Origin of the sequence: Actinoplanes sp. NPDC051470, assembly GCF_040682035.1 — a bacterium.
Taxonomy (GTDB): Bacteria; Actinomycetota; Actinomycetes; order Mycobacteriales; family Micromonosporaceae; genus Actinoplanes.
The window spans coordinates 89,201-108,450 of record NZ_JBFBAA010000013.1 but is presented as its reverse complement, the minus strand read 5'-3'; the positions used below and the strand labels follow the sequence as shown (position 1 = coordinate 108,450).

Here is a 19,250-nt window from a genome sequence, read left to right as displayed (position 1 = left end):
GCGCACGGAAGGAATCAGCCCGCATGCCGACCTCGACCCAGCCACCCAGCCGGAGCGTCACCCGGCGCATGATGCGGCGCCGCGCGGCCGTCGACCCGGCCCCGGCGGCGGCGGAACCTCCCGAGCCGGCTCCCAAGCCGGCTCCCAAGTCGGCTCCCGAACCGCCTCGCGAGCCGCGGTCCCTGCGGCCGGCCCTGATCCTCGGCGTGTGCGCCCTCGTCCTGGGCGCGCTGGCGGTGTGGTTCGCCCAGCAGGCGCAGCAGGTGCGCGCCGCGGCCGGTACGAACACCGCGCTCACCGACAACGCCGCCACCAGCGAGGCCAACGGGCAGGTCGCCAGCGCGGTCAACACGCTCTTCTCCTACCGCTACGACGACCTGGACAAGACCCAGCAGGCGGCCCGGACCCTGCTCACCGGCAAGGCGGTCTGCCAGTACGACCAGCTGTTCGCGGTGGTCCGGCAGCACGCGCCGAAGCAACGTCTGGTCGTCACGGTCACGGTCACCAACAGCGGGGTGGAGATGCTGACCGGCGACCGGGCGCGGGTCCTGGTCTTCGCCACCCAGAGCGACACCAGCACCGCGAGCAAGCAGACCGCCACCGCGGGCGCGATGTTCGCCGTCGACGCGGTGCGCCAGGGTGGATCCTGGAAGGTCGGGAACATCGACACCTTCAACGGAGAGACCCAGACCTCCAGCTGCCGCTGACTCAGCCCGGGAGCAGCAGGGCCGCGTCGTCGTCGAGCCGCGCCGGCCCGTCCAGATCGAGCGAGCCGTCGATCACCGCGGCGGCCACCGCCCGGGTGTACCGCGCCTTCTGCCCGGGTGAGGCCGGCCGCGCGCAGCCGCGTCTCGTCCAGCGCCAGCACGGTGGCGGGGACGGTGGGGGTCCTGTTGTTACCCGTTACAGCGGAACCTCCCGGCAGCGGGCCCGCCGGGGTTTGCTGGATTCGGGACGGGTACGTGGTGCCTGATCCCGCCCGGCCCCACATCGACGAAACATCACGGAGGAACACCATGCGCAGCGCGAAACTCGGCCGGCTCGAGGTCGCCCGGATCGGCCTGGGCACGATGGGGATGTCGTTCGGCTACAGCGGCGCCGGCCGCGACGACGCCGGATCCATCCGCACCATCCACCGGGCGATCGACCTCGGCGTCACGCTCATCGACACCGCCGAATTCTACGGCCCGTACGTCAACGAGGAACTGGTCGGCCGGGCGCTGAGCGGCCGCCGCGACCGGGTCGTGCTGGCCACCAAGTTCGGCCTGATCTCGCACACCGGACGCGACGCCGGCCGGGCGGACAGCAGCCCGGACAGCATCCGCTCCGCGGTCGACGGCTCGCTGAAGCGGCTCGGCACCGACCACATCGACCTGTACTACCAGCACCGCGTCGACCCGGACACCCCGATCGAGGACACCATGGGCGCGCTGGCCGAGCTCGTCCAGGCCGGCAAGATCCGGTACGTCGGCCTGTCCGAGGCCTGGGCCGGCACCATCCGCCGGGCCCACGCCGTGCACCCGGTCACGGCGTTGCAGTCCGAGTATTCGCTGTGGACCCGCGACCAGGAGGAGATCCTGCCGCTGCTGCGCGAGCTCGGCATCGGGCTGGTCGCCTACTCCCCGCTGGGCCGCGGCTTCCTCACCGGCGCCCTGCGCACCCCGGCCGACGTCCAGAACCTGGACGACAGCGACTTCCGCAAGAACCACCCGCGCTTCACCGGCGAGAACTTCCAGCGCAACCTTCGCCTCGCCGACCAGGTGCAGGCGGTCGCCGATCAGGTCGGCGCCACGTCGGGCCAGGTGGCGCTGGCCTGGTTGCTCGCCCAGGGCGACGACGTCGTTCCGATTCCCGGCACCAGGCGGGTGTCCCGGCTCGAGGAGAACGCCGCCGCCGACGCCGTCACGCTCACGTCCGAGCAGCTCGCGACCCTGACCGCGCTGCCGGTGGCCGAGGGTGGTCACCACACCGAGGAGCAGATGCGGTTGATCGAGCGCTGACCGGACGGCGTCACCTGCCGGACGGCTTGGACCGAGGTACGAGGATCTGGGCGGCCAGTTCCGGTGTGGCGCCCGGCAACAGCTCGCGGTGCAGCAGGGCGGCCTGCCGGTGGTCCAGGGCGTTGAGATCGAACGACGAGCCCGCGTCACCGGACCCGACCCGGACGACCCGCAGGCCGAGGGCCCGCTGGAGGAACGTCGCCGTGCTGTCGACGGTGCGGATGCGGTCTCGGGCGACCGTGCGGTGCTTGCGTTGCAGGAGCCCGCTGCGCATCTCGACCCGCTCCGGCTCGATCCGGTACCGGGTGGTCATCCAGCGCACGAGGCCGCCGGCCGCGCCGAGCAGACCCAGGGCGGATCCGGCGACCAGGAACCAGATGGGTCCGTCCTCGCCGAGTGTGACGCCCAGGTATCCGGGCACCAGCGAGCCGGCGATCCGGACCAGGTCGAGGTAGACGGCCCGGATGCTCAACCGCCGCCAGGGGTACGCGTCAACGGCCTCCGCGGTCACGTCGCATCGCCGGCGGTCGCCGCGGTGACCTCGCGCAGCCGGTCGACCGTCGTCCGGGCGACCGTGGCGTCCAGGCCCTCGATCGAGATCTTGCCCTCGGACGACGCGGTGGTGACCCGGATGGTCGCCAGCCCGAGAAGCTGTTGCAGCGGCCCGATCTCGGTGTCGATGCTCTGGATGCGGCTGATCGGCACGATCTGCCATCGCCGGGTGAGCCACCCCTCGAGCGCGTAGACCGCGTCGTCGGTGGCCTGCCAGCGGTGGACCAGGTATCGCGCGGTCGGCGCGACGAGGATCTGCACGGCGAGGAGCACCGCGAGCACTATCAGCACCGGACCCAGCCACGGCCGCGTGACCTCGGCGAAACGATGGATCGCGCCGAGTACGCCGAGCACACCGGCGCTCCAGAGCACCGCCACCAACGTCTGCCAGACGATGAACCGCCGGTCCACCCGGTGTTGTGGCGGCCGGATCTCCCAGGCCTCAGTTTCCGGAACCATCGCCTCACGCTATCGGCGGCCGTCCGGAGCGGATATCAACTTTGGTATCCGCTCGGCGCCGTCGGTCTACCGGAGGAACGCGGCGATGTCCGCGGCGATCTCGTCGGGGTATTCGCCGTTGATGGCGTGCGACGCCTCGGGATAGATCTTCACCGTCTCGTGGGCCAGCAGCCGCCGCGCGGTCTCCGCCGCCTCGGCCGAGTCGTGCATGCGGGATTTCCCGGCCATCAGGACCAGCACCGGGACGCCGGCCGCGGCGAGCTCCTGATCGGACGGCCGGGTGGGCGCGGACACCTTCACCTGGTAGGCGTGCAGCCCGGCCTCGATCATGTCGGCCACCGGCACGTCGGCCACCGGCGCGTCGTTCGCGGTCCAGCTGGCGAAGCCGTCCCGCCACGACCGCGGCGCCCACTTGACGCTGATCGGGATGGACCGCAGCACCACGCCGGGGGACAGGCCGGCGAAGACCATGATCGGGTCGAGCAGCACGACGCCGGCGACCTTCTCCGGCCGGTGCACGGCCAGGTTCATCGCCGTCCAGCCGCCGAACGACAGCCCGAACAGGTGGATCCGCGGCTCGGGCAGGGCCACCAGCACCTCGTGCAGCCACTGCGCGTGGTCGGCGTTGGTCCCGATCGGCCGTTCCTGGATGCTCAGGCCGGGCTCGCCGAGCAGGTCCACCGTGTACACGCTGCGCTGCCGCAGCAGGGACGGCAGGTTGTCGGCCCAGACCGGTGACGCCGAGGCCCGCCCCGGCAGGAGCAGCAGGGGGGCGGCGGCCGGATCGGCGCCGCCGGCGAAGTGGTAGAGCCGCACGACGCCGAAGCTCGTGCGGACGTCCACCGTGCGGTCGGGCCGTGGCAGGTCGGCCATCGCCGCCTGATATGTCGTGATGAACCGGTCGTGCGCCGCGGCCGACGTGAAGTAGCCGACCGGTGACGGGTCGCGCAGCCCGTAGGCGACCGCGACGACGATCACCAGGAGTATGCCGAGCATCCACTTAACCATGCGGTTAGATTAATGACCACGCGGTAGAAATTGCAACCGCAGGGTAGGATCAGGGTCGTGACCTCGAACAACACCGCCAAGCCACTCACCATCACCGAGCAGGCCCGGCGGGCGCAGCTCATCGGCGTGACGATCGACCTGGTGGCCGAGCATGGGTACACGGGCACCTCGCTGGCCCGGATCGCCGAGGCGGCCGGCATCTCGAAGGCTGCGGTGCTCTACCACTTCCCGTCGAAGGACGCGGTGGTGCGGGCCGCGTACACCTCGGTCCTGGAGTCGTTGACCGGCCAGGTCGGCGCCGCGGTCGACGCGAGCTCCGGAGCGGCCGCGCTCTACGCGTACATCCGGTCGATGGTGGCCTACCTGCGTGACTACCCCGCCCACACCCGCATGATCATCGAGAACGTGGCCGCCGGGACCGACGTCGGCGACATGGACGGCGCGCCCAGCCGCCGCGATTCGGTCGCCGGCCTGGTCGCGGCGGCGTCGGCGGCCGGCGACTACCGCTCCGGCGTCGACCCGCGGGTCACCGCGGTGATCGTCAACGGCGCGCTGGACGCCATCGTGGCGGAGAGCCTGGACGACCCGGCCTTCGACACCGTCCGCGCGGCCGAAGACCTGGTCGCCATCCTCGGGCGCGCGCTCGCCTGACCGTCAGGCCGAGGCGGGACCACGCCTGAACCGCAAGGCGGCGCGGCCTGAGCCGCACCGATCCGGCCGGGTGCCGGTCGGCCACCGTCAGTCGTTGTCCGAGCGGTAACCGAGGTTGGGCGCGAGCCACTTCTCCGCCTCGGAGACCGTCCAGCCCTTGCGGCGGGCGTACTCCTCGACCTGGTCCCGGCCGATCTGGCCGAGGACGAAGTACTGCGACCGCGGGTGCGAGAAGTACAGGCCGCTGACCGCGGCGCCCGGCCACATGGCCATGCTCTCGGTCAGTTCGATGCCGGTGTTGGCCTGGACGTCGAGCAGCTGCCAGATGGTCTGCTTCTCGGTGTGCTCGGGGCAGGCCGGGTAGCCGGGAGCGGGCCGGATGCCGACGTACTTCTCCTTGATCAGCGCCTCGTTGTCGAGCTTCTCGTCGGGCTGGTAGGCCCAGAACTCGGTGCGGACCCGCTCGTGGAGCCGCTCGGCGAAGGCCTCGGCCAGCCGGTCGGCGATCGATTCGAGCAGGATGGCGCTGTAGTCGTCCATCGCGGCCTTGAACTCGGTGATCTTGTCGCCGATGCCGAGGCCGGCGGTCACCGCGAACGCGCCGACGTAGTCGGGCAGGCCGGTCTCGCGGGGCGCGACGAAGTCGGCGAGCGAGCGGTGGGGCACGCCGGCCCGGTGTTCGGTCTGCTGGCGCAGCTGGTGCAGGGTGCTGAGCACCGAGCCGCGGTCCTCGCCGGTGTAGACCTCGATGTCGTCGCCGACCGCGTTGGCCGGGAACAGCCCGAAGACGCCGGACGCGGTGATCCACTTCTCGGCGATCAGCTTGTCGAGCATGGCCTGGGCGTCGTCGTACAGCCGGCGGGCGGCCTCCCCGGTGGCCGGGTTGTTGAGGATGTCGGGGAACCGGCCCTTCATCTCCCAGGCGTTGAAGAACGGCTGCCAGTCGATGTACTCGCGCAGTTCGCTGAGCGGGTAGTCGGTGAACGTCTTGACGAACTGGTGTGCCGCCCGGGCCGGCCGGCCGTCCTGGTGGACCCGGGGCGACTGCGCGGCGAGCAGCCGGGGCCGCGGCGGGCGGTAGCCATCCCAGTCGATCGGCGTGTGGTTCTCGCGCGCCGCCGCGATCGGGAGCATCACCTTGGTGTCGTTGCGGGCGGCGTACCGCTCCCGCAGCGCCTGGTAGTCGGTCTCGATCTCGGCCAGCAGGCCGGGGCGCTGCTCGTCGGACAGCAGCGCCGCGACCACCGGGACCGAGCGTGAGGCGTCCTTCACCCAGATGACCGGCCCGTGGTACTTCTGGTCGACCTTGACCGCGGTGTGCGCCCGGGACGTGGTGGCGCCGCCGAGGAGCAGCGGGATCTCGAGCCCGCGGCGCTCCATCTCGGCCGCGAATGTGACCATCTCCTCCAGCGAGGGGGTGATCAGCCCGGACAGCCCGATGATGTCGGCGCCGTGTTCCTCGGCCGCGGCCAGGATCTTCTCGGCCGGCACCATCACGCCGAGGTCGATGACCTCGTAGTTGTTGCACTGCAGGACGACGCCGACGATGTTCTTGCCGATGTCGTGCACGTCGCCCTTGACGGTGGCCATGATCACGACGCCGTTGCTGCGGCCGGCGCTCTCCGGTGTCTTGGTCGCCTCGATGAAGGGGATCAGGTAGGCGACGGCCTTCTTCATCACCCGCGCCGACTTGACCACCTGGGGCAGGAACATCTTGCCCGCGCCGAACAGGTCGCCGACGACGTTCATGCCGGACATCAGCGGGCCCTCGATGACCTCGATGGGCTGGCCGCCGCGGGCCTCGATGAGCGCCCGGAGCTCCTCGGTGTCGGCCGCCACATGGTCGTCGATGCCCTTCACCAGGGCGTGGGTGATGCGTTCGCCGACCGGCAGCGAGCGCCAGGCGTCGTTGACCGCCTCGGCCTTGCGGCCGTCACCGGCGAACTCGGTGGCGATCTCCAGCAATCGTTCCCCGGCGTCGGGACGGCGGTTGAGGACCACGTCCTCGATGCGCTCGCGCAGCACCGGATCGACCTCGTCGTAGACGACCAGGGCGCCCGCGTTCACGATGCCCATGTCCATGCCGGCGGCGACGGCGTGGTAGAGGAAGACCGCGTGGATGGCCTCCCGGACGGCGTTGTTGCCGCGGAACGAGAAGGACACGTTGGACACGCCGCCGGACACCAGGGCGCCGGGCAGGTTCTGCTTGATCCAGCGGGTTCCCTCGATGAAGTCGACGCCGTAGTTCGCGTGCTCCTCGATGCCGGTGGCGACGGCGAAGATGTTCGGGTCGAAGATGATGTCCTCGGCCGGGAAGCCGACCTCGTCGACCAGGATCCGGTAGGCCCGCTCGCAGATCTGCCGGCGGCGCTCGAGGTTGTCGGCCTGGCCGTCCTCGTCGAAGGCCATCACGACCACGGCGGCGCCGTACTTGCGGCACAGCCGGGCCTGGGCCCGGAACTTCTCCTCGCCCTCCTTCAGCGAGATCGAGTTCACGATCGGCTTGCCCTGCACGCAGCGCAGCCCGGCCTCGATCACCTCGAACTTCGACGAGTCGATCATCAGCGGGACGCGGCTGATGTCGGGCTCGCCGGCGATCAGCTTGACGAAGCGGTCCATCGCCGCGACGCCGTCGATCATCCCCTCGTCCATGTTGATGTCGATGACCTGGGCGCCGTTCTCGACCTGCTGACGGGCGACCGCGAGGGCGGCCGGGTAGTCACCGTCGCGGATCAGGTTGCGGAACCGCGCCGAGCCGGTGATGTTGGTCCGCTCGCCGACGTTGACGAACAGCGACTCGGCGGTGATGTTGAGCGGCTCGAGGCCGGACAGCCGGGTGGCCGTCGCCGGGGTGGCCGGCACCCGCGGCGTGAGGCCGTCGACGGCCGCGGCCATCGCCGCGATGTGTTCCGGGGTGGTGCCGCAGCAGCCGCCGAGCACGTTGACCAGGCCGCTCTCGGCGAACTCCCGCACGATCGCGGCGGTCTGGGCCGGCAGTTCGTCGTACTCGCCGAACTGGTTGGGCAGGCCGGCGTTCGGATAGCAGGAGACGAAGCAGCCGGCCAGGCGCGACACCTCGGCCAGGTAGGGCCGCATCTCCTGGGCCCCGAGGGCGCAGTTGAGCCCGACGAGCAAGGGCCGGGCGTGGCGTACGGAGTTCCAGAACGCCTCGGTCACCTGACCGGACAGCGTGCGGCCGGAGGCGTCGGTGATGGTGCCCGAGATCATCACCGGCCAGCGGCGGTCGCGCTCCTCGAAGAGGGTCTCCAGGGCGAAGATCGCGGCCTTGGCGTTCAGCGTGTCGAAGATCGTCTCGACCATCAGGATGTCGGCGCCGCCGTCGACCAGGCCGTTCGCCTGCTCCAGGTAGGCCTCGACCAGCTCGGTGTAGGTGACGTTGCGCGCGCCGGGGTCGTTGACGTCGGGCGAGATCGATGCGGTCCGGTTGGTCGGGCCCAGGGCGCCGACCACGAACCGGGGCCGGGCCGGTTCGGCCTCGGTCGCCGCGTCGCACTCGGCCCGGGCCAGCCGGGCCGCCGCGAGGTTCAGCTCGTACGCGATGTCCTGCATGCCGTAGTCGGCCAGCGAGATCCGCTGGGCGTTGAACGTGTTGGTCTCGATCAGGTCGGCCCCGGCCCGCAGGTAGTCGCGGTGGATCTCGCGGATCGCCTCGGGCTGGGTGATCGACAGCAGGTCGTTGTTGCCGCGTACGTCGGACGGCCAGTCGGCGAACCGCTCGCCCCGGAAGTCTTCCTCGGTGAAGACGTGCCGTTGGATCATCGTGCCCATCGCGCCGTCGAGGACGAGAATCCGGGACCGCAGGAGCTCGGTCAGCTGTTCCGTGGCATCCGGGCGCAAGAGCATCGGAAGATTCTGACAGCTTTCCGCCTGAACCAGCCAATCGAACCCCCCGTACGGTCCTCGGGGAGGGCCGGATGTGAGCGACGTCATCGCGTGCTCGTGAGATCACGCTATTTTGGCCCCGGTCCCGGTCGTCGGGCCGGTCCCCGGTCGTCGGGCCGGTGAAGGAGCAGTCTTGACCACAGGTGAGAGCACGAAGGCGCGACCACACGCGTCGCGGGACGCCGAGGAGCCGAAACCGGGCCGCAAGAGGGGCCGGTTCGGCTCCATCGAGGTGCTGGCCGCGCTCCTGGTCCTGCTGGTGATCTTCCGTGGCCCGCTGTCGCGGCTGCTGTCCGGCGCCGGCCTCCAGACCTGGGCCACGGTGTTCGTCTCGGTCCTGATCCAGGCGGCGCCCTTCCTGGTCTTCGGCGTGGCGCTCTCGGCGGTGATCGCGGTGTTCGTGCCCCGGTCGTTCTGGGCCCGCGCCCTGCCGCGGCACCCGGCCCTGGCCGTGCCCGCCGCCGGCCTGGCCGGCGTGGTGCTGCCGGGCTGCGAGTGCGGCAGCGTGCCGATCGCCGGGTCCCTGATCCGTCGTGGCGTCACCCCGGCCGCCGCGCTGGCCTTCCTGCTGGCCGCGCCGGCGATCAATCCGATCGTGCTGACCGCCACCGCGGTCGCCTTCCCGGGCAACCTCGAGATGGTGGTGGCCCGCGGCGTGGCCAGCCTGATCGTCGCGGTGGTGATGGGCTGGCTGTGGCTGCGCCTGGGCAAGGCGGAATGGATCAGGCTGCCCCACCGGCCCGACCTGGACGGGCAGTCCAAGGCCCAGGCGTTCTGGGCGGCCTGCCGGCACGACGTGATGCACGCGGGCGGATTCCTGGTGGTGGGTGCGGCCGCGGCCGCCACGATCAACGTGCTGGTGCCCGAGGCCTGGCTGCAGACCCTGGCCGACAACCCGGTGCTCTCGGTCATCGCGCTGGCCGTCCTGGCCGTCCTGCTGTCCATCTGCAGCGAGGCCGACGCCTTCGTCGCCGCGTCGTTGTCGCAGTTCTCGCTCACCTCCAGGCTGGTGTTCCTGGTGGTCGGGCCGATGGTCGACCTCAAGCTCATCTCGATGCAGGCGGGGGTGTTCGGCCGGCGGTTCATGGTCCGCTTCGCCCCGGCCACGTTCGTCCTGGCCATCGGCGTCGGTGTGGCGGTCGCGGCGGTGATCCTGTGATCCGGCAGACGCTGCTGAGCCTGCTCGTCGCCACCGCGGCCGGCGGCGTGCTGGTGCTGGCGCCGCCCGGGCAGGGTAAGCCGGCCGCCCCGCTGACGGCCGGGGTGGCCTGGCCCCAGGCCCAGCGCGGCAACGTGCCCGCGCTGCTGGCGGACGGCAGCGCGTACACCCCGGCCTGGTTCCTCGACGCCCGCACCTCGATCGGCACGGCGCTCACCCGCGACGGCGCCTACCTGCGGCTGCTGATCCGCCGGCCGGACGGATCGCTGCGGCAGCTCCGGCGCCTGCCCACCCGGGCCAACCCGTCCTTCTCGGCGGTCACGGCCGACGGTGGCGTGGTGGCCTGGGCCGAGGGCGACGGCGACCTGCGGCCGCAGCTGTGGGCGGCCGGCCTCCGCGACCGGCGGGCGCCGCGGCGGGTGACGGCCGACATGGGGGAGGCCCGCTTCTACCAGTCCGAGTTCGACCTGGTGATCGCCGGCGGCCGGGTGCGGTGGGTCGCCGCCGGCCGGTACGGGACCACCGAGGTGCGGTCGATCGCCCTGACCGGTGGCGCGGTGGAGAGCACCTCGGAGCCGGGCACCTGGCAGCTGTCGGCGTGGCCCTGGCTGGTCGACGGCGTCACCTCCGGTTCCGGCGCGACCACGTTGAAGAACCTGGTCACCGGGCAGCGCCAGGCGGTGCCGGGCGATCCCCGGGCGGTGACCAACTGCGGTCCACGCTGGTGCCGCGCCGTCTCGCTGACCGAGGACGGCGCGCTGATCCGGCTGATCCGTCCCGACGGCACCGGCCGGCGCGAGGTCGCCGCGGGCTCGGTGGAGACGATCGTGGCCGACGTCGGGGCGCTGGATCGCCTCGAGCTCTACGCCGAGACCGGCGGCAACGCCGACTACTCCGGCAACGTGCGGCTGATGGCCTACGACATCGCCGGGAAGCGGACGGTCCAGATCAGCCCGGACGCCGCCAACGTCACCTACCGCGGCGGGATGCTGTGGTGGTCGACCGGCACCCAGGATCTGTTCCTGCGGCACAGCCTGGATCTGCGTACCCTCCGCTGACCCTCACGCGTACGGCTGGGCCGGTTCCGTGGTCTCCCGCCACGACCTCACCTCGAGATAGGCGACCTTCGCGTCGTTGACCGGGTCCTTGCCCACCTTGCCGCTGTAGACGCCGTCGACCTGCACCCAGGTGTCCGGGGCCGCGTCGACCGTCGCCTCGCCGGTCAGCCCGACCTTGATCGGGCGGCCGTCGGCGGCGCAGCAGTTCAGCACCATCCGGGCCAGCATCGGCCGGCCGCCCGGGCCCTTCGTGACGAAACCGGTCAGCCGCACCGTGCGGCCGGACAGGCTCTTGCCCTGGTCGAACACCGCCCGGGACGCGTAGTCGAGCAGGCCCACGGGTACGGGGTCGCCGGCCGGCAGGGGAGGGTAGTCGGACGGCTCGGCCGCGATCGATCCGGCCTGCCCGGCCGAGAACGCGCCCAGGGCCGGCGGGGCGATCAGCAGCAGGCCGACCACCGGCAGCAGGAGCAGCCAGCCGACCCTCGGCTCGTGATGCGCGTGCCCGTGCCCGTCGTCCGGTTCTTCCCGGTGGGTGCTGTCCGGTTCTTCGCGGTGGGTGTCATCGGGTTCTTCGCGGTGGGTACGGAGGGAGCGCAGCTCGTACCCGATGGTCATCACCGCGGCCGCGATCAGCAACGCGCCGGTCGCCAGCAGGAAGGGCCGCAGGCCTTCCTTGACGTAGCGCAGGAACATGTCGGTCAGCGTGGCCCGGATGATCGCGCCGCCGAACAGCAGCATGACCACGCCCTGGGTCAGCCGGTTCACCGCAGTACCGCCACCTCCTCCAGTACGCGCGCGGGGAGATGCCGGTTCAACTGCAGGGTGGCGACCAGGGCCAGGGTCGACTCGGCGCCCTGGTTGCGGTTCGGGCCCAGCAGGGTCAGCCCGTCGTACCCGCCGCCGGTGGCCGGGTCCCACATGACCTCGCCGACGTCGTTGTCGCCCAGGAACCAGTCGATGGACTGGCGTACGCCCCGCTCCCAGCCCGGATCGCCGGTGACCGCGGCCGCGGTGGCGCAGGCGTCGGCCAGGGCCGCCACCTCGATGGGTTGCTGGTCGTGCCGGAGCCGGGGGCCGCCGCGCTGCCAGCCGGCCGACGGGAGGACCGACAGGTGGCCGTCGCTGACCTGGATGTCCACCAGCCAGCCGAGCATCCGCAGACCGGCGGCGAGGGTGGGTGGGTCGTCCAGCAGATCGCCGGCGGCGATGACGGCCTCGGCCAGGGCGGCGTTGGCGTACGTCAACCGCCCGTCCGGCCACGGCCAGCCCGGGTCGTGGCCGGGTCGTCCGATCGCCGTGGACGCCTCGGCCAGCAGGTCGGCGGCCAGATCGTCGTCCGGGTCGGCCCGGAGCAGCTCCGCGGCGCCGAGCGCGGCGAAGGCCATGGCCCGCGGGGCCGCGGACCGGCGGGACGCGCCCCGGACGAACGCGAGATGCGCCTCCTCGCGGATCCAGGAGGCCGGGCTCCGGGCCGCCGCGGTGGCCAGACCCCACAGGGCCCGTCCCCACCAGTCGCCGAGCCCGGGCTGGTCGGTCCACCGCCGCTCGAAGTCGAGCCGGTTGTGGAAGGCGCCCTCGTCGTCCTGGGCGTGGGTGAGGAAGGTCAGGTAGCGCTCGGCCAGGCGCAGAACCTCGGGCGGCGGGTCGGGCTCACGGCAGGTGACGACGAGCCCCCGGGCGACGTCGTCGGTGCAGTAGCCGTGCTGGCGGCGGGCGATGCCGTGCCGGGCGTGCTCGAACAGCCCGGTGTCGTCGGTGAGCCGCGAGAGGTGCGCGAACGGAGGCGCCGGTACGGTCCGGACCTCGTCGGTTGTGGTCACGTGGCCACAACGGCAGCCGCGCGGTGGTCGGCGGCGAGCAGCGTCGCGGCCAGCGCGTGGTACTGCTCGGCGACGACCGGCCAGGGCGGCGCCGATCCGGCCGGGCGGGCGCTCTCCCGCAGCGAGGCGGCCAGGCCGCGAGTGGTCAGGATCCGCCGGATGGCGGTCGAGAGGGCGGCCGGGTTCCGGTGGGGCACGAGGATGCCGGGGCCGTCGGTGAGCACTTCCACCGCGTGCGGGAATGTGGTCGCGACGACCGGGACGCCGGCCGCCACCGCCTCGACGAGGACGCCGGAGGTGACCTGCTCGGTGGAGTCGTACGGCAGCACGACGACGTCGGCCGAGCGGATGAGTTCGCCGAGCCTGGCGTCGTCGAGGTACTCCGACCGGTAGTTCACCATGTGCGCGATGCCGAGGGTGGCGCCCAGCTGGTGCAGACCCGTCCGGTACGCCTCGCCGTGCAGTTCGACCTGCTTGGGGTGGGTCCGCCCGGCCACCGTGTAGGTGGGCGTGGGGTCGAGCCGGCGCAACCGGGCCAGGGCCTGGAGCGCCCATTCGATGCCCTTGCCGGGTCCGAGCAGGCCCCAGGTGAGCAGGTGCCGCTGCGGGCGGGTGGCCGGCGGGGCGCCGGCGTACCCGGAGGCGCCGTGCGGGATCACCGAGATCTTCGACGCGTCGACGGCGTACCCGATGAGCAGCCGGTCGTGCGCGGTCGTGGTCAGGGTGACGACCGCGCCGGCGGCGGCCACGATCTGCTCGAGCAACGACTTCTGCGAGGGGGTGGGGCGGGTGAGCACGGTGTGCAGCACCACCACGCTGGGCACGGTGAGCCGCCGCAGCAGAGGCAGCACCTCGCCGCCGTCGCGGCCCGGGTAGATGCCGTACTCGTGCTGGACGACGGCGACGTCGAAGGTGTTGAGCACCTCGGCGGCGTCGCGCCAGCCGGCCGGTGTGGTGGCCGTCCAGGTGTGTACGACGCCGGGTGGCGGTGTGGAGCCGTCAGCGCGGGTCATCACCCGGACGATGCCGCCGGCCACGCCGGCCTCGCCGAGGTGGGTGGCGAGGGCGGCGTTGAACGTCGCCAGACCGCATCGGGTCGGCGGGTAGGTGCTGAGAAATCCGTATCTGATCGTCCCGGCGGTCACGCGGATTCCGAGGCGGCCAGCTCGGCCGGATCGAGCCGGAGCATCGCCAGCAGCCCGGTGTGCCGGGTCGAGTCGACCTGCTCGGGCAGTTCCTTCTCGACGAAGTCGGCCCGGTCCTGCTGGCCGCGCTCGCGAAGCGCGGTGACGACAGATGTCCGTGAAATGATCATGGCCTGCTCTCCGATGTGATGTCGGCGGTGCCGAGGAGTTCGGGGGTGCGTCGCTTGTCGGCCGCGTCGGCCGCGGCGGCCATGACCCGCTCGGCCGAGGCCGGCGTCGTGGCCGGTGGGACGACCAGCAGATCGAAACGGTCACCCGAGCCGCTGATCAGGGTGACCAGGCCGGGCGGCTGGGAGGTGAACCAGCCCAGCCGGACGACCCGGCGGCCCGAGGCGGCCCGGCGCGGGTGGGGCTGGTCCCACTCCGTGGTGTTGAACAGCACGTGCGTGATCTCGCCCCGGAGGTCGTGCAGGCCCTCCAGGAGGGCGGGGAGTTCGGCGACCGCATCCGTCGACCGGGGCCACCAGGCGCCGTCGAGGACGGTGGTGCGGGACGGTTTCGGGTCCAGACGCAGACGTACGCCCTGGTCAGGGGTCTGTGGGACACGCGTCATCGTGGTCTCGGTCATCGAGCTGCCTTCCTGTCGACGACATCCGCGCCATCAAGGGGCGGGCGCGATGCGCACGTCGCAGGAAGCCGAAGAGCCGGTGTGACCCCAACCGTACGCGCTCTGGGGCCGGAGCCCTCCGCCGAGGGAAGCCATGTTTCGCGTTGGACGGGTCCGGATGACCAATCGGACTCTTGTGCTCCCTTCTGAGGACGACGGTAGCCTCGGCATGTTCCACCGGCGTAGCGTTGCCGTGACGCTCGATGACATCGGGCGAGTCGCTCCGGACTCTGGCGGCCCCGTCTGCCTCCGCCTGTCCTGGAGCGTGCATGAGCGCCGGTTCTCCCGAACCCGTCGAACCCCCGGCCGAGATCGACGTCGAGGGGTCCAGCGACTCCACCCTGATCGAGCTGATCTCCCGCGGCAGCGTTCCGGCCTTCGTGGCGCTGTTCGACCGGACGTCCGAGGCCGCCCGGGCCGAGCTGGCCGCCGGTCTCCCGGATGACCGCCGGGTCAGCGAGGTCCTCGCGGCCACCTACGTCGAAGTGTGGTGGCTGGCCGGGTGTGAGCGGGCGCCGGAGGTCGACGGCATGAGCTGGATCGTCAGCATCCTGCGCCGGCGGATCAGCGACGCGGCCCGGCTCGTGGGACGGCCCGCCGCGCTGACCGTCTCCCGGCTGAGTTACGCCGAGCTCGAACTCGCGGCCCTGCTCCAGCGGCCGGTGGACCGCTTGACGCGGGTGGCGCCGGGCTGACCCGGCGTCATGGCCGGCTCAGCCCCGGCAGGCTTCCCATGTTGGTGACGACCAGGTGGGCCACCTCGGTGAGCTTGCGGTTGTTGTTCCGGGCGTACGCCCGGATCCGCAGGAAGGCCTCGTCGACCGAGATCCCGTCGATCTGGGCCAGCGCGCCCTTGGCCTGCTCGATGACGACCCGGCTGTTGAGCGCCCCGCGCAACTGCTCGGTCAAGGTCTCGCCGCGGCTGATCGCGCGCTGCTGGATCAGGCCGATCGCCGCCACGTCGGCCAGGGCCTGCATGATCGGGACATCGGCGGCGTCGAAATCGCCGCCGGTGGTGCCGCCGAACACGTTGAGCGCGCCGATCACCTGCGACCGCAGCCGCAGCGGAAACGCGTGCACCGACTGGAAACCCGCCTCCGCGGCCCGGACGGCGAAGCGGGGCCAGCGATCCACGGCGGCAGCGAGGTCGACATTGACCACCGGCGTGCCGCTGCGGAAGGCGTCCAAGCACGGGCCCTCGCCGTTCTGCAGCTGGAACAGCTCGACCAGGCGGACGTTCTCGTCGGAGCCGGCCGCGAACTCCAGCCGCCCCCGCTCGTCGGCCAGCATCAGGCCGGTCGCGGCCGCGCCGACCAGGTTGTTGGCCCGGTCGGTGAGCATCTGCAGGAAGTCGAGCAGCTCGAACTCGTCGACGAGGGTGTCGGCGACCTCCACGAAGATCGCGGCCAGCCGCTGGGGCGAAACGGTGCCCATGCCCTGCCTTCCACTCGGTCGATTGAGCCTGACCCTACTCCGGTCCGGCGCATCGATCAGCGCTCGCGCCGGTGGGCCGATCCCGACACCGAGCGGGAGCCTCCGACCGCCGCCGCCCTGGCCACCGAGCGGATCGCGGCTCGGCCCGATGGTGACGCCGGCGGCCCGGCACGCCTTGGCGGTGAGCCAGATCTTCCGCGGCCGGCTCGTCGTGGACACCGGCCCTTCCCGGCCTGCTACGACCCGGTGAACCGGTAGGACGTCTCCCCGGCGTACGCCGCGCCGGTCTCTTCCGGGTCCAGGCCCAGGGGGCCGTCGCCGGTCGCGTGCACGAACCGGACCGGGAAGTTGTAGGAGGCGAGCCGGACGCTGCCGGGCGTGGCCCCGGGCGCCGGGCAGAACGTGGCGTCCATCTGGAACAGCACCTGCCCGTCGTCCGGGTCGAGCCGCAGGCGGAAGGAGGAGTGCCGGACGTACCGGCCGTCGGCGGCGCGCAGCGATACGCAGTTCCGGTCGGCGAGGCCCGGTGTCACGGTGACCGTCAGGCCGGGCGGGCCGGCCGCCTCGACCAGCTGGGCACCGTCGAGCGCCACGACGGTGCCCGCCCCGGCGACCGGGCGGATCACGAACCGGCCGGGCGGAAGAGGGTCCGCCGGGCTGGGCCGTGCCGCTGCGCTGGGCCGGGGCGCCGGGCCGTCGGGCCGGGCCGTCGGGCCGGGCCGGGAGGCTGGGCCGGGCCGGGCCGCTGGGGGAGGGGCCGGTTCGGCGGCGTCCGCGGCGCGTGGTTGTTCACTGGGGAGGTTGAGGTAGATGCCGCTGGAGACGGTCGCGCCGACCAGCAGCGCGGCGGCGATCTTCGCCCCCGCGAGCTGACCCAGCCACCCGGCGCCGCCGGCGAGGACCTCGGTGGCCGCGCCGGCCGGCCCGGAGACGGCGGCCGCGCCGGCCAGCAGCCGGTCCAGCGGCACGAATCCGGATCGGGCCGCCCCGCATCGGTCGCACCCGCGCACGTGCCGGCCGAAGCGTTTGCGCCACCGCGGGCCCGGCGTGCCGTCCCAGCCGTGGGCGATCGCGGCCAGGCCGGGGCAGCGGGGCGTGGCGCCCAGCGCGGCGACCAGCAGGCGGGTCAGCTCGAGCTGCCGGCGCATCCGCTGGATCCGGACCCGGGCGTGGCCGGAGCCGACCCCCAGGACCGCGACCAGTTCGGCGCGGCTGAGGTCACCCGCGACCTCCCGCCACCAGAGCGGAAGCAGGTCCCGATCGCCGGGATCGAGCCAGCGGGCGGCCTCGGCGATCTGCCGGCGCTGGTCGGACAGGCTCAGCCGCAGCAGGGTGGCATCGGCGAACTCCGCGCCCGGATCGGCGACGCGCACCGCCTGGTCGAGCGACGTGACCCGGCTCCGCTGCCGTCGCCAGGCCTGCTGGCGGTTGCTGATCTGGTGCATCGCGATGGCGACCAGCCACGGCCGGAAACCCTCGGGGGTACGCAGCGCCGACAGGTCCCGGTGGGCCCGCAGGACGGTCTCCTGCACGACGTCGTCGACGTCGGGGTGATCGCCCAGCGCCTCGCCGACGATGCGGTACAGCAGCGGCAGGCAGTGGGTGATCAGCCGTTCGGCGGCCCGCTGGTCACCGGCGCGGGCGGCGTCCACGAGGTCGGTCCAGCCGTCCACCGCCATTGCCCGCTCCTTCCTCGAGGCGGCCGGAAAGTGTTACGCGGGACGCCCCGAATCGGCCGCACTTGAGGGCGCGGAAACATTCTGGCAACATCGGCCGTACTCGATGGGAGCGTTCCCACAGATGTGCACCATCTGCATGCTGAGCAGCTCCGTCAGACCTGTTAGCGATAACAACCAGGGGAGTCTCATGTCCGCGTTTCATGGTGCCCGGAAGTGGCTGGGTGCGATAACCGTCATGCTGCTGGCCGGCGTTCTCCCGGCGGTGGTGTCGCCGACGCCGGCGTCGGCCGCGACGGTCGATCCGGCCGCCTGGTACGTGCTGGTGAACCGCAACAGCGGCAAGGCGCTCGACGTGTACAACCAGTCCACCGCCGACGGTGGCCGGATCACCCAGTGGGCCCGCAACGACGGCAACCAGCAGCAGTGGCAGTTCGTCGACTCCGGCGACGGCTTCTACCGGGTCCGGTCACGGCACTCCGGCAAGGTGCTCGACGTCTACAACTACTCGACGGTCAACGGCGGCGCCATCGTGCAGTGGGCCGACGGCAACGGGCAGAACCAGCAGTTCCGGCTGGCCGACTCGGCCGACGGCTACGTCCGCCTGATCGGCCGGCAGAGCAGCAAGGCGGTCGAGGTCCAGGGCGCGTCGACGGCCGATGGCGCCAACGTCGTGCAGTACGACGACTGGGGCGGCACCAACCAGCAGTGGCAACTGGTCCGGGTCGGCGACAGCTCCGCCACGTGCTCGCTCCCGTCGAGCTACCGCTGGTCGTCGACGGGCGCGCTGGCCCAGCCCCGGTCGGGCTGGGTGTCGTTGAAGGACTTCACCACCGTCCCCTACAACGGCCGGCAGCTCGTCTACGCCACCACCCACGACAACGGCACCACGTGGGGGTCGATGAACTTCAACCTGTTCACCAACTGGTCGGACATGGCCTCGGCGGGTCAGAACGCGATGTCGTCGGCCACCGTCGCGCCCTCGTTGTTCTACTTCGCGCCGCGCGGCCTCTGGGTGCTGGCGTACCAGTGGGGTGGCCCGGCCTTCTCCTACCGCACGTCGAGCGACCCGACCAACGCGAACGGCTGGTCGGCGCCGCAGACGCTGTTCTCCGGCACCATCTCGGGCTCCGGCACCGGGCCGATCGACCAGGCGGTGATCGGTGACTCCAGCACCATGTACCTGTTCTTCGCCGGCGACAACGGCAAGATCTACCGGGCGAGCATGCCGATCGGGAACTTCCCGGGCAGCTTCGGCACGGCGTCGACGGTGGTGCTGAGCGACTCCACCAACAACCTGTTCGAGGCGGTCCAGGTCTACAAGGTCCAGGGTCAGAGCCAGTACCTGATGATCGTCGAGGCGATCGGGGCCAACGGGCGCTACTTCCGCTCGTTCACGGCCAGCAGCCTGGGCGGTTCGTGGACGCCGCAGGCCTCGACCGAGAGCAACCCGTTCGCCGGCAAGGCCAACAGCGGCGCCACCTGGACCAACGACATCAGCCACGGCGAGCTGGTGCGGGTCAGCGCCGATCAGACCATGACCATCGACCCCTGCAACCTGCGACTGCTCTACCAGGGCCGGTCACCCAGCTCCGGCGGCGACTACGGCCGCCTGCCCTACCGGCCGGGCCTGCTGACCCTCCAGCGCTGAGGGTTCCCAGCCGGGGCGACGGTCGCGGCCGTTGCCCCGGGCTGGGCGTACGCGGTTGTAGAGT

Annotated in this window: 18 protein-coding genes; 7 read left to right on the top strand and 11 right to left on the bottom strand. The window is 71.9% G+C overall.

Translation table 11 applies throughout. The features are described from left to right. Positions 1 to 23: 23 nt before the first annotated feature. Together AB0M54_RS23330 and AB0M54_RS23325 are read left to right on the top strand one after the other, a co-directional pair. Entirely contained in the window at positions 24 to 707 is a 684-nt protein-coding gene (locus AB0M54_RS23330) for a hypothetical protein (RefSeq protein WP_364326875.1), read from the top strand. Between the two features lie 309 nt (positions 708 to 1,016). After that, positions 1,017 to 2,000 (top strand): aldo/keto reductase, encoded by a 984-nt coding sequence (locus tag AB0M54_RS23325; protein WP_364473643.1) that lies wholly within the window; start codon positions 1,017 to 1,019, stop codon positions 1,998 to 2,000. 10 nt (positions 2,001 to 2,010) lie between these two features. On the opposite strand, the gene AB0M54_RS23320 is transcribed toward AB0M54_RS23325, so the two are convergent. The 3 genes from AB0M54_RS23320 to AB0M54_RS23310 all read right to left on the bottom strand — a co-directional run bounded on the left by AB0M54_RS23320 (position 2,011) and on the right by AB0M54_RS23310 (position 4,007). Next, positions 2,011 to 2,511, bottom strand: coding sequence for a PH domain-containing protein (locus AB0M54_RS23320; protein ID WP_364326884.1), 501 nt, complete (start codon positions 2,509 to 2,511; stop codon positions 2,011 to 2,013). Continuing rightward, positions 2,508 to 3,011 (bottom strand): PH domain-containing protein, encoded by a 504-nt coding sequence (locus AB0M54_RS23315; protein ID WP_364473641.1) that lies wholly within the window; start codon positions 3,009 to 3,011, stop codon positions 2,508 to 2,510. The genes AB0M54_RS23320 and AB0M54_RS23315 overlap by 4 nt, the downstream gene beginning before the upstream one ends. A 66-nt stretch (positions 3,012 to 3,077) precedes the next feature. Then, a complete protein-coding gene (locus AB0M54_RS23310) occupies positions 3,078 to 4,007 on the bottom strand; it encodes an alpha/beta hydrolase (protein ID WP_364473639.1) in 930 nt (309 codons plus the stop codon). Positions 4,008 to 4,076: 69 nt separating this feature from the next. Here AB0M54_RS23310 and AB0M54_RS23305 point away from each other — a divergent pair, with 69 nt between their 5' ends. Beyond that, positions 4,077 to 4,670: a TetR/AcrR family transcriptional regulator gene (locus AB0M54_RS23305; RefSeq protein WP_364473637.1), complete on the top strand. Its 594-nt coding sequence runs from the start codon at positions 4,077 to 4,079 to the stop codon at positions 4,668 to 4,670. Positions 4,671 to 4,757: 87 nt separating this feature from the next. On the opposite strand, the gene metH is transcribed toward AB0M54_RS23305, so the two are convergent. Then, positions 4,758 to 8,534 (bottom strand): methionine synthase, encoded by a 3,777-nt coding sequence (gene metH, locus AB0M54_RS23300; protein ID WP_364473635.1) that lies wholly within the window; start codon positions 8,532 to 8,534, stop codon positions 4,758 to 4,760. 265 nt (positions 8,535 to 8,799) lie between these two features. Between metH and AB0M54_RS23295 the strand changes: the two genes are divergently transcribed. Together AB0M54_RS23295 and AB0M54_RS23290 are read left to right on the top strand one after the other, a co-directional pair. Further along, positions 8,800 to 9,732, top strand: a complete 933-nt coding sequence (locus tag AB0M54_RS23295; RefSeq protein WP_364473778.1) for a permease — start codon at positions 8,800 to 8,802, stop codon at positions 9,730 to 9,732. Continuing rightward, entirely contained in the window at positions 9,729 to 10,790 is a 1,062-nt protein-coding gene (locus AB0M54_RS23290) for a hypothetical protein (protein ID WP_364473633.1), read from the top strand. Before AB0M54_RS23295 ends, AB0M54_RS23290 begins: the two co-directional genes overlap by 4 nt. Positions 10,791 to 10,793: 3 nt before the next feature. Here AB0M54_RS23290 and AB0M54_RS23285 read toward each other — a convergent pair whose 3' ends face one another. From AB0M54_RS23285 to AB0M54_RS23265, 5 genes are read right to left on the bottom strand one after another with little or no spacing between them, the layout of a single operon-like run. Continuing rightward, positions 10,794 to 11,558: a TIGR03943 family protein gene (locus tag AB0M54_RS23285; RefSeq protein ID WP_364473631.1), complete on the bottom strand. Its 765-nt coding sequence runs from the start codon at positions 11,556 to 11,558 to the stop codon at positions 10,794 to 10,796. Next, positions 11,555 to 12,613: a glycosyltransferase gene (locus AB0M54_RS23280; protein WP_364326905.1), complete on the bottom strand. Its 1,059-nt coding sequence runs from the start codon at positions 12,611 to 12,613 to the stop codon at positions 11,555 to 11,557. The genes AB0M54_RS23285 and AB0M54_RS23280 overlap by 4 nt, the downstream gene beginning before the upstream one ends. Beyond that, complete coding sequence (locus tag AB0M54_RS23275; RefSeq protein ID WP_364326908.1) at positions 12,610 to 13,758, bottom strand: glycosyltransferase; 1,149 nt, start codon at positions 13,756 to 13,758, stop codon at positions 12,610 to 12,612. The genes AB0M54_RS23280 and AB0M54_RS23275 overlap by 4 nt, the downstream gene beginning before the upstream one ends. Continuing rightward, positions 13,755 to 13,928, bottom strand: a complete 174-nt coding sequence (locus AB0M54_RS23270) for a hypothetical protein (protein WP_364326911.1) — start codon at positions 13,926 to 13,928, stop codon at positions 13,755 to 13,757. The genes AB0M54_RS23275 and AB0M54_RS23270 overlap by 4 nt, the downstream gene beginning before the upstream one ends. Beyond that, positions 13,925 to 14,386 (bottom strand): DUF5994 family protein, encoded by a 462-nt coding sequence (locus tag AB0M54_RS23265; RefSeq protein WP_364473629.1) that lies wholly within the window; start codon positions 14,384 to 14,386, stop codon positions 13,925 to 13,927. The genes AB0M54_RS23270 and AB0M54_RS23265 overlap by 4 nt, the downstream gene beginning before the upstream one ends. 308 nt (positions 14,387 to 14,694) lie before the next feature. On the opposite strand from AB0M54_RS23265, the gene AB0M54_RS23260 reads away from it, so the two are divergent. Then, positions 14,695 to 15,120: a hypothetical protein gene (locus tag AB0M54_RS23260; protein WP_364326917.1), complete on the top strand. Its 426-nt coding sequence runs from the start codon at positions 14,695 to 14,697 to the stop codon at positions 15,118 to 15,120. Positions 15,121 to 15,127: 7 nt separating this feature from the next. On the opposite strand, the gene AB0M54_RS23255 is transcribed toward AB0M54_RS23260, so the two are convergent. Next, entirely contained in the window at positions 15,128 to 15,859 is a 732-nt protein-coding gene (locus AB0M54_RS23255; protein WP_364326920.1) for a GAF and ANTAR domain-containing protein, read from the bottom strand. Positions 15,860 to 16,095: 236 nt separating this feature from the next. Further along, the gene (locus tag AB0M54_RS23250; protein WP_364473627.1) at positions 16,096 to 17,538 is read right to left on the bottom strand and encodes a sigma-70 family RNA polymerase sigma factor; all 1,443 of its coding nucleotides are present in this window, start codon (positions 17,536 to 17,538) and stop codon (positions 16,096 to 16,098) included. 235 nt (positions 17,539 to 17,773) lie between these two features. Between AB0M54_RS23250 and AB0M54_RS23245 the strand changes: the two genes are divergently transcribed. Then, entirely contained in the window at positions 17,774 to 19,186 is a 1,413-nt protein-coding gene (locus tag AB0M54_RS23245) for a non-reducing end alpha-L-arabinofuranosidase family hydrolase (RefSeq protein ID WP_364473776.1), read from the top strand. The last annotated feature ends 64 nt before the right edge of the window (positions 19,187 to 19,250 follow it).

Bases quoted from the DNA above. Each gene is read 5' to 3' on its own strand.
- AB0M54_RS23310 (WP_364473639.1), bottom strand. From the start codon at position 4,007: ATGCTCGGCATACTCCTGGTGATCGTCGTCGCGGTCGCCTACGGGCTG.
- AB0M54_RS23315 (WP_364473641.1), bottom strand. From the start codon at position 3,011: ATGGTTCCGGAAACTGAGGCCTGGGAGATCCGGCCGCCACAACACCGG.
- AB0M54_RS23270 (WP_364326911.1), bottom strand. From the start codon at position 13,928: ATGATCATTTCACGGACATCTGTCGTCACCGCGCTTCGCGAGCGCGGC.
- AB0M54_RS23260 (WP_364326917.1), top strand. From the start codon at position 14,695: ATGAGCGCCGGTTCTCCCGAACCCGTCGAACCCCCGGCCGAGATCGAC.
- AB0M54_RS23330 (WP_364326875.1), top strand. From the start codon at position 24: ATGCCGACCTCGACCCAGCCACCCAGCCGGAGCGTCACCCGGCGCATG.
- metH (WP_364473635.1), bottom strand. From the start codon at position 8,534: ATGCTCTTGCGCCCGGATGCCACGGAACAGCTGACCGAGCTCCTGCGG.
- AB0M54_RS23325 (WP_364473643.1), top strand. From the start codon at position 1,017: ATGCGCAGCGCGAAACTCGGCCGGCTCGAGGTCGCCCGGATCGGCCTG.
- AB0M54_RS23250 (WP_364473627.1), bottom strand. From the start codon at position 17,538: ATGGCGGTGGACGGCTGGACCGACCTCGTGGACGCCGCCCGCGCCGGT.
- AB0M54_RS23255 (WP_364326920.1), bottom strand. From the start codon at position 15,859: ATGGGCACCGTTTCGCCCCAGCGGCTGGCCGCGATCTTCGTGGAGGTC.
- AB0M54_RS23245 (WP_364473776.1), top strand. From the start codon at position 17,774: ATGCTGCTGGCCGGCGTTCTCCCGGCGGTGGTGTCGCCGACGCCGGCG.
- AB0M54_RS23265 (WP_364473629.1), bottom strand. From the start codon at position 14,386: ATGACCGAGACCACGATGACGCGTGTCCCACAGACCCCTGACCAGGGC.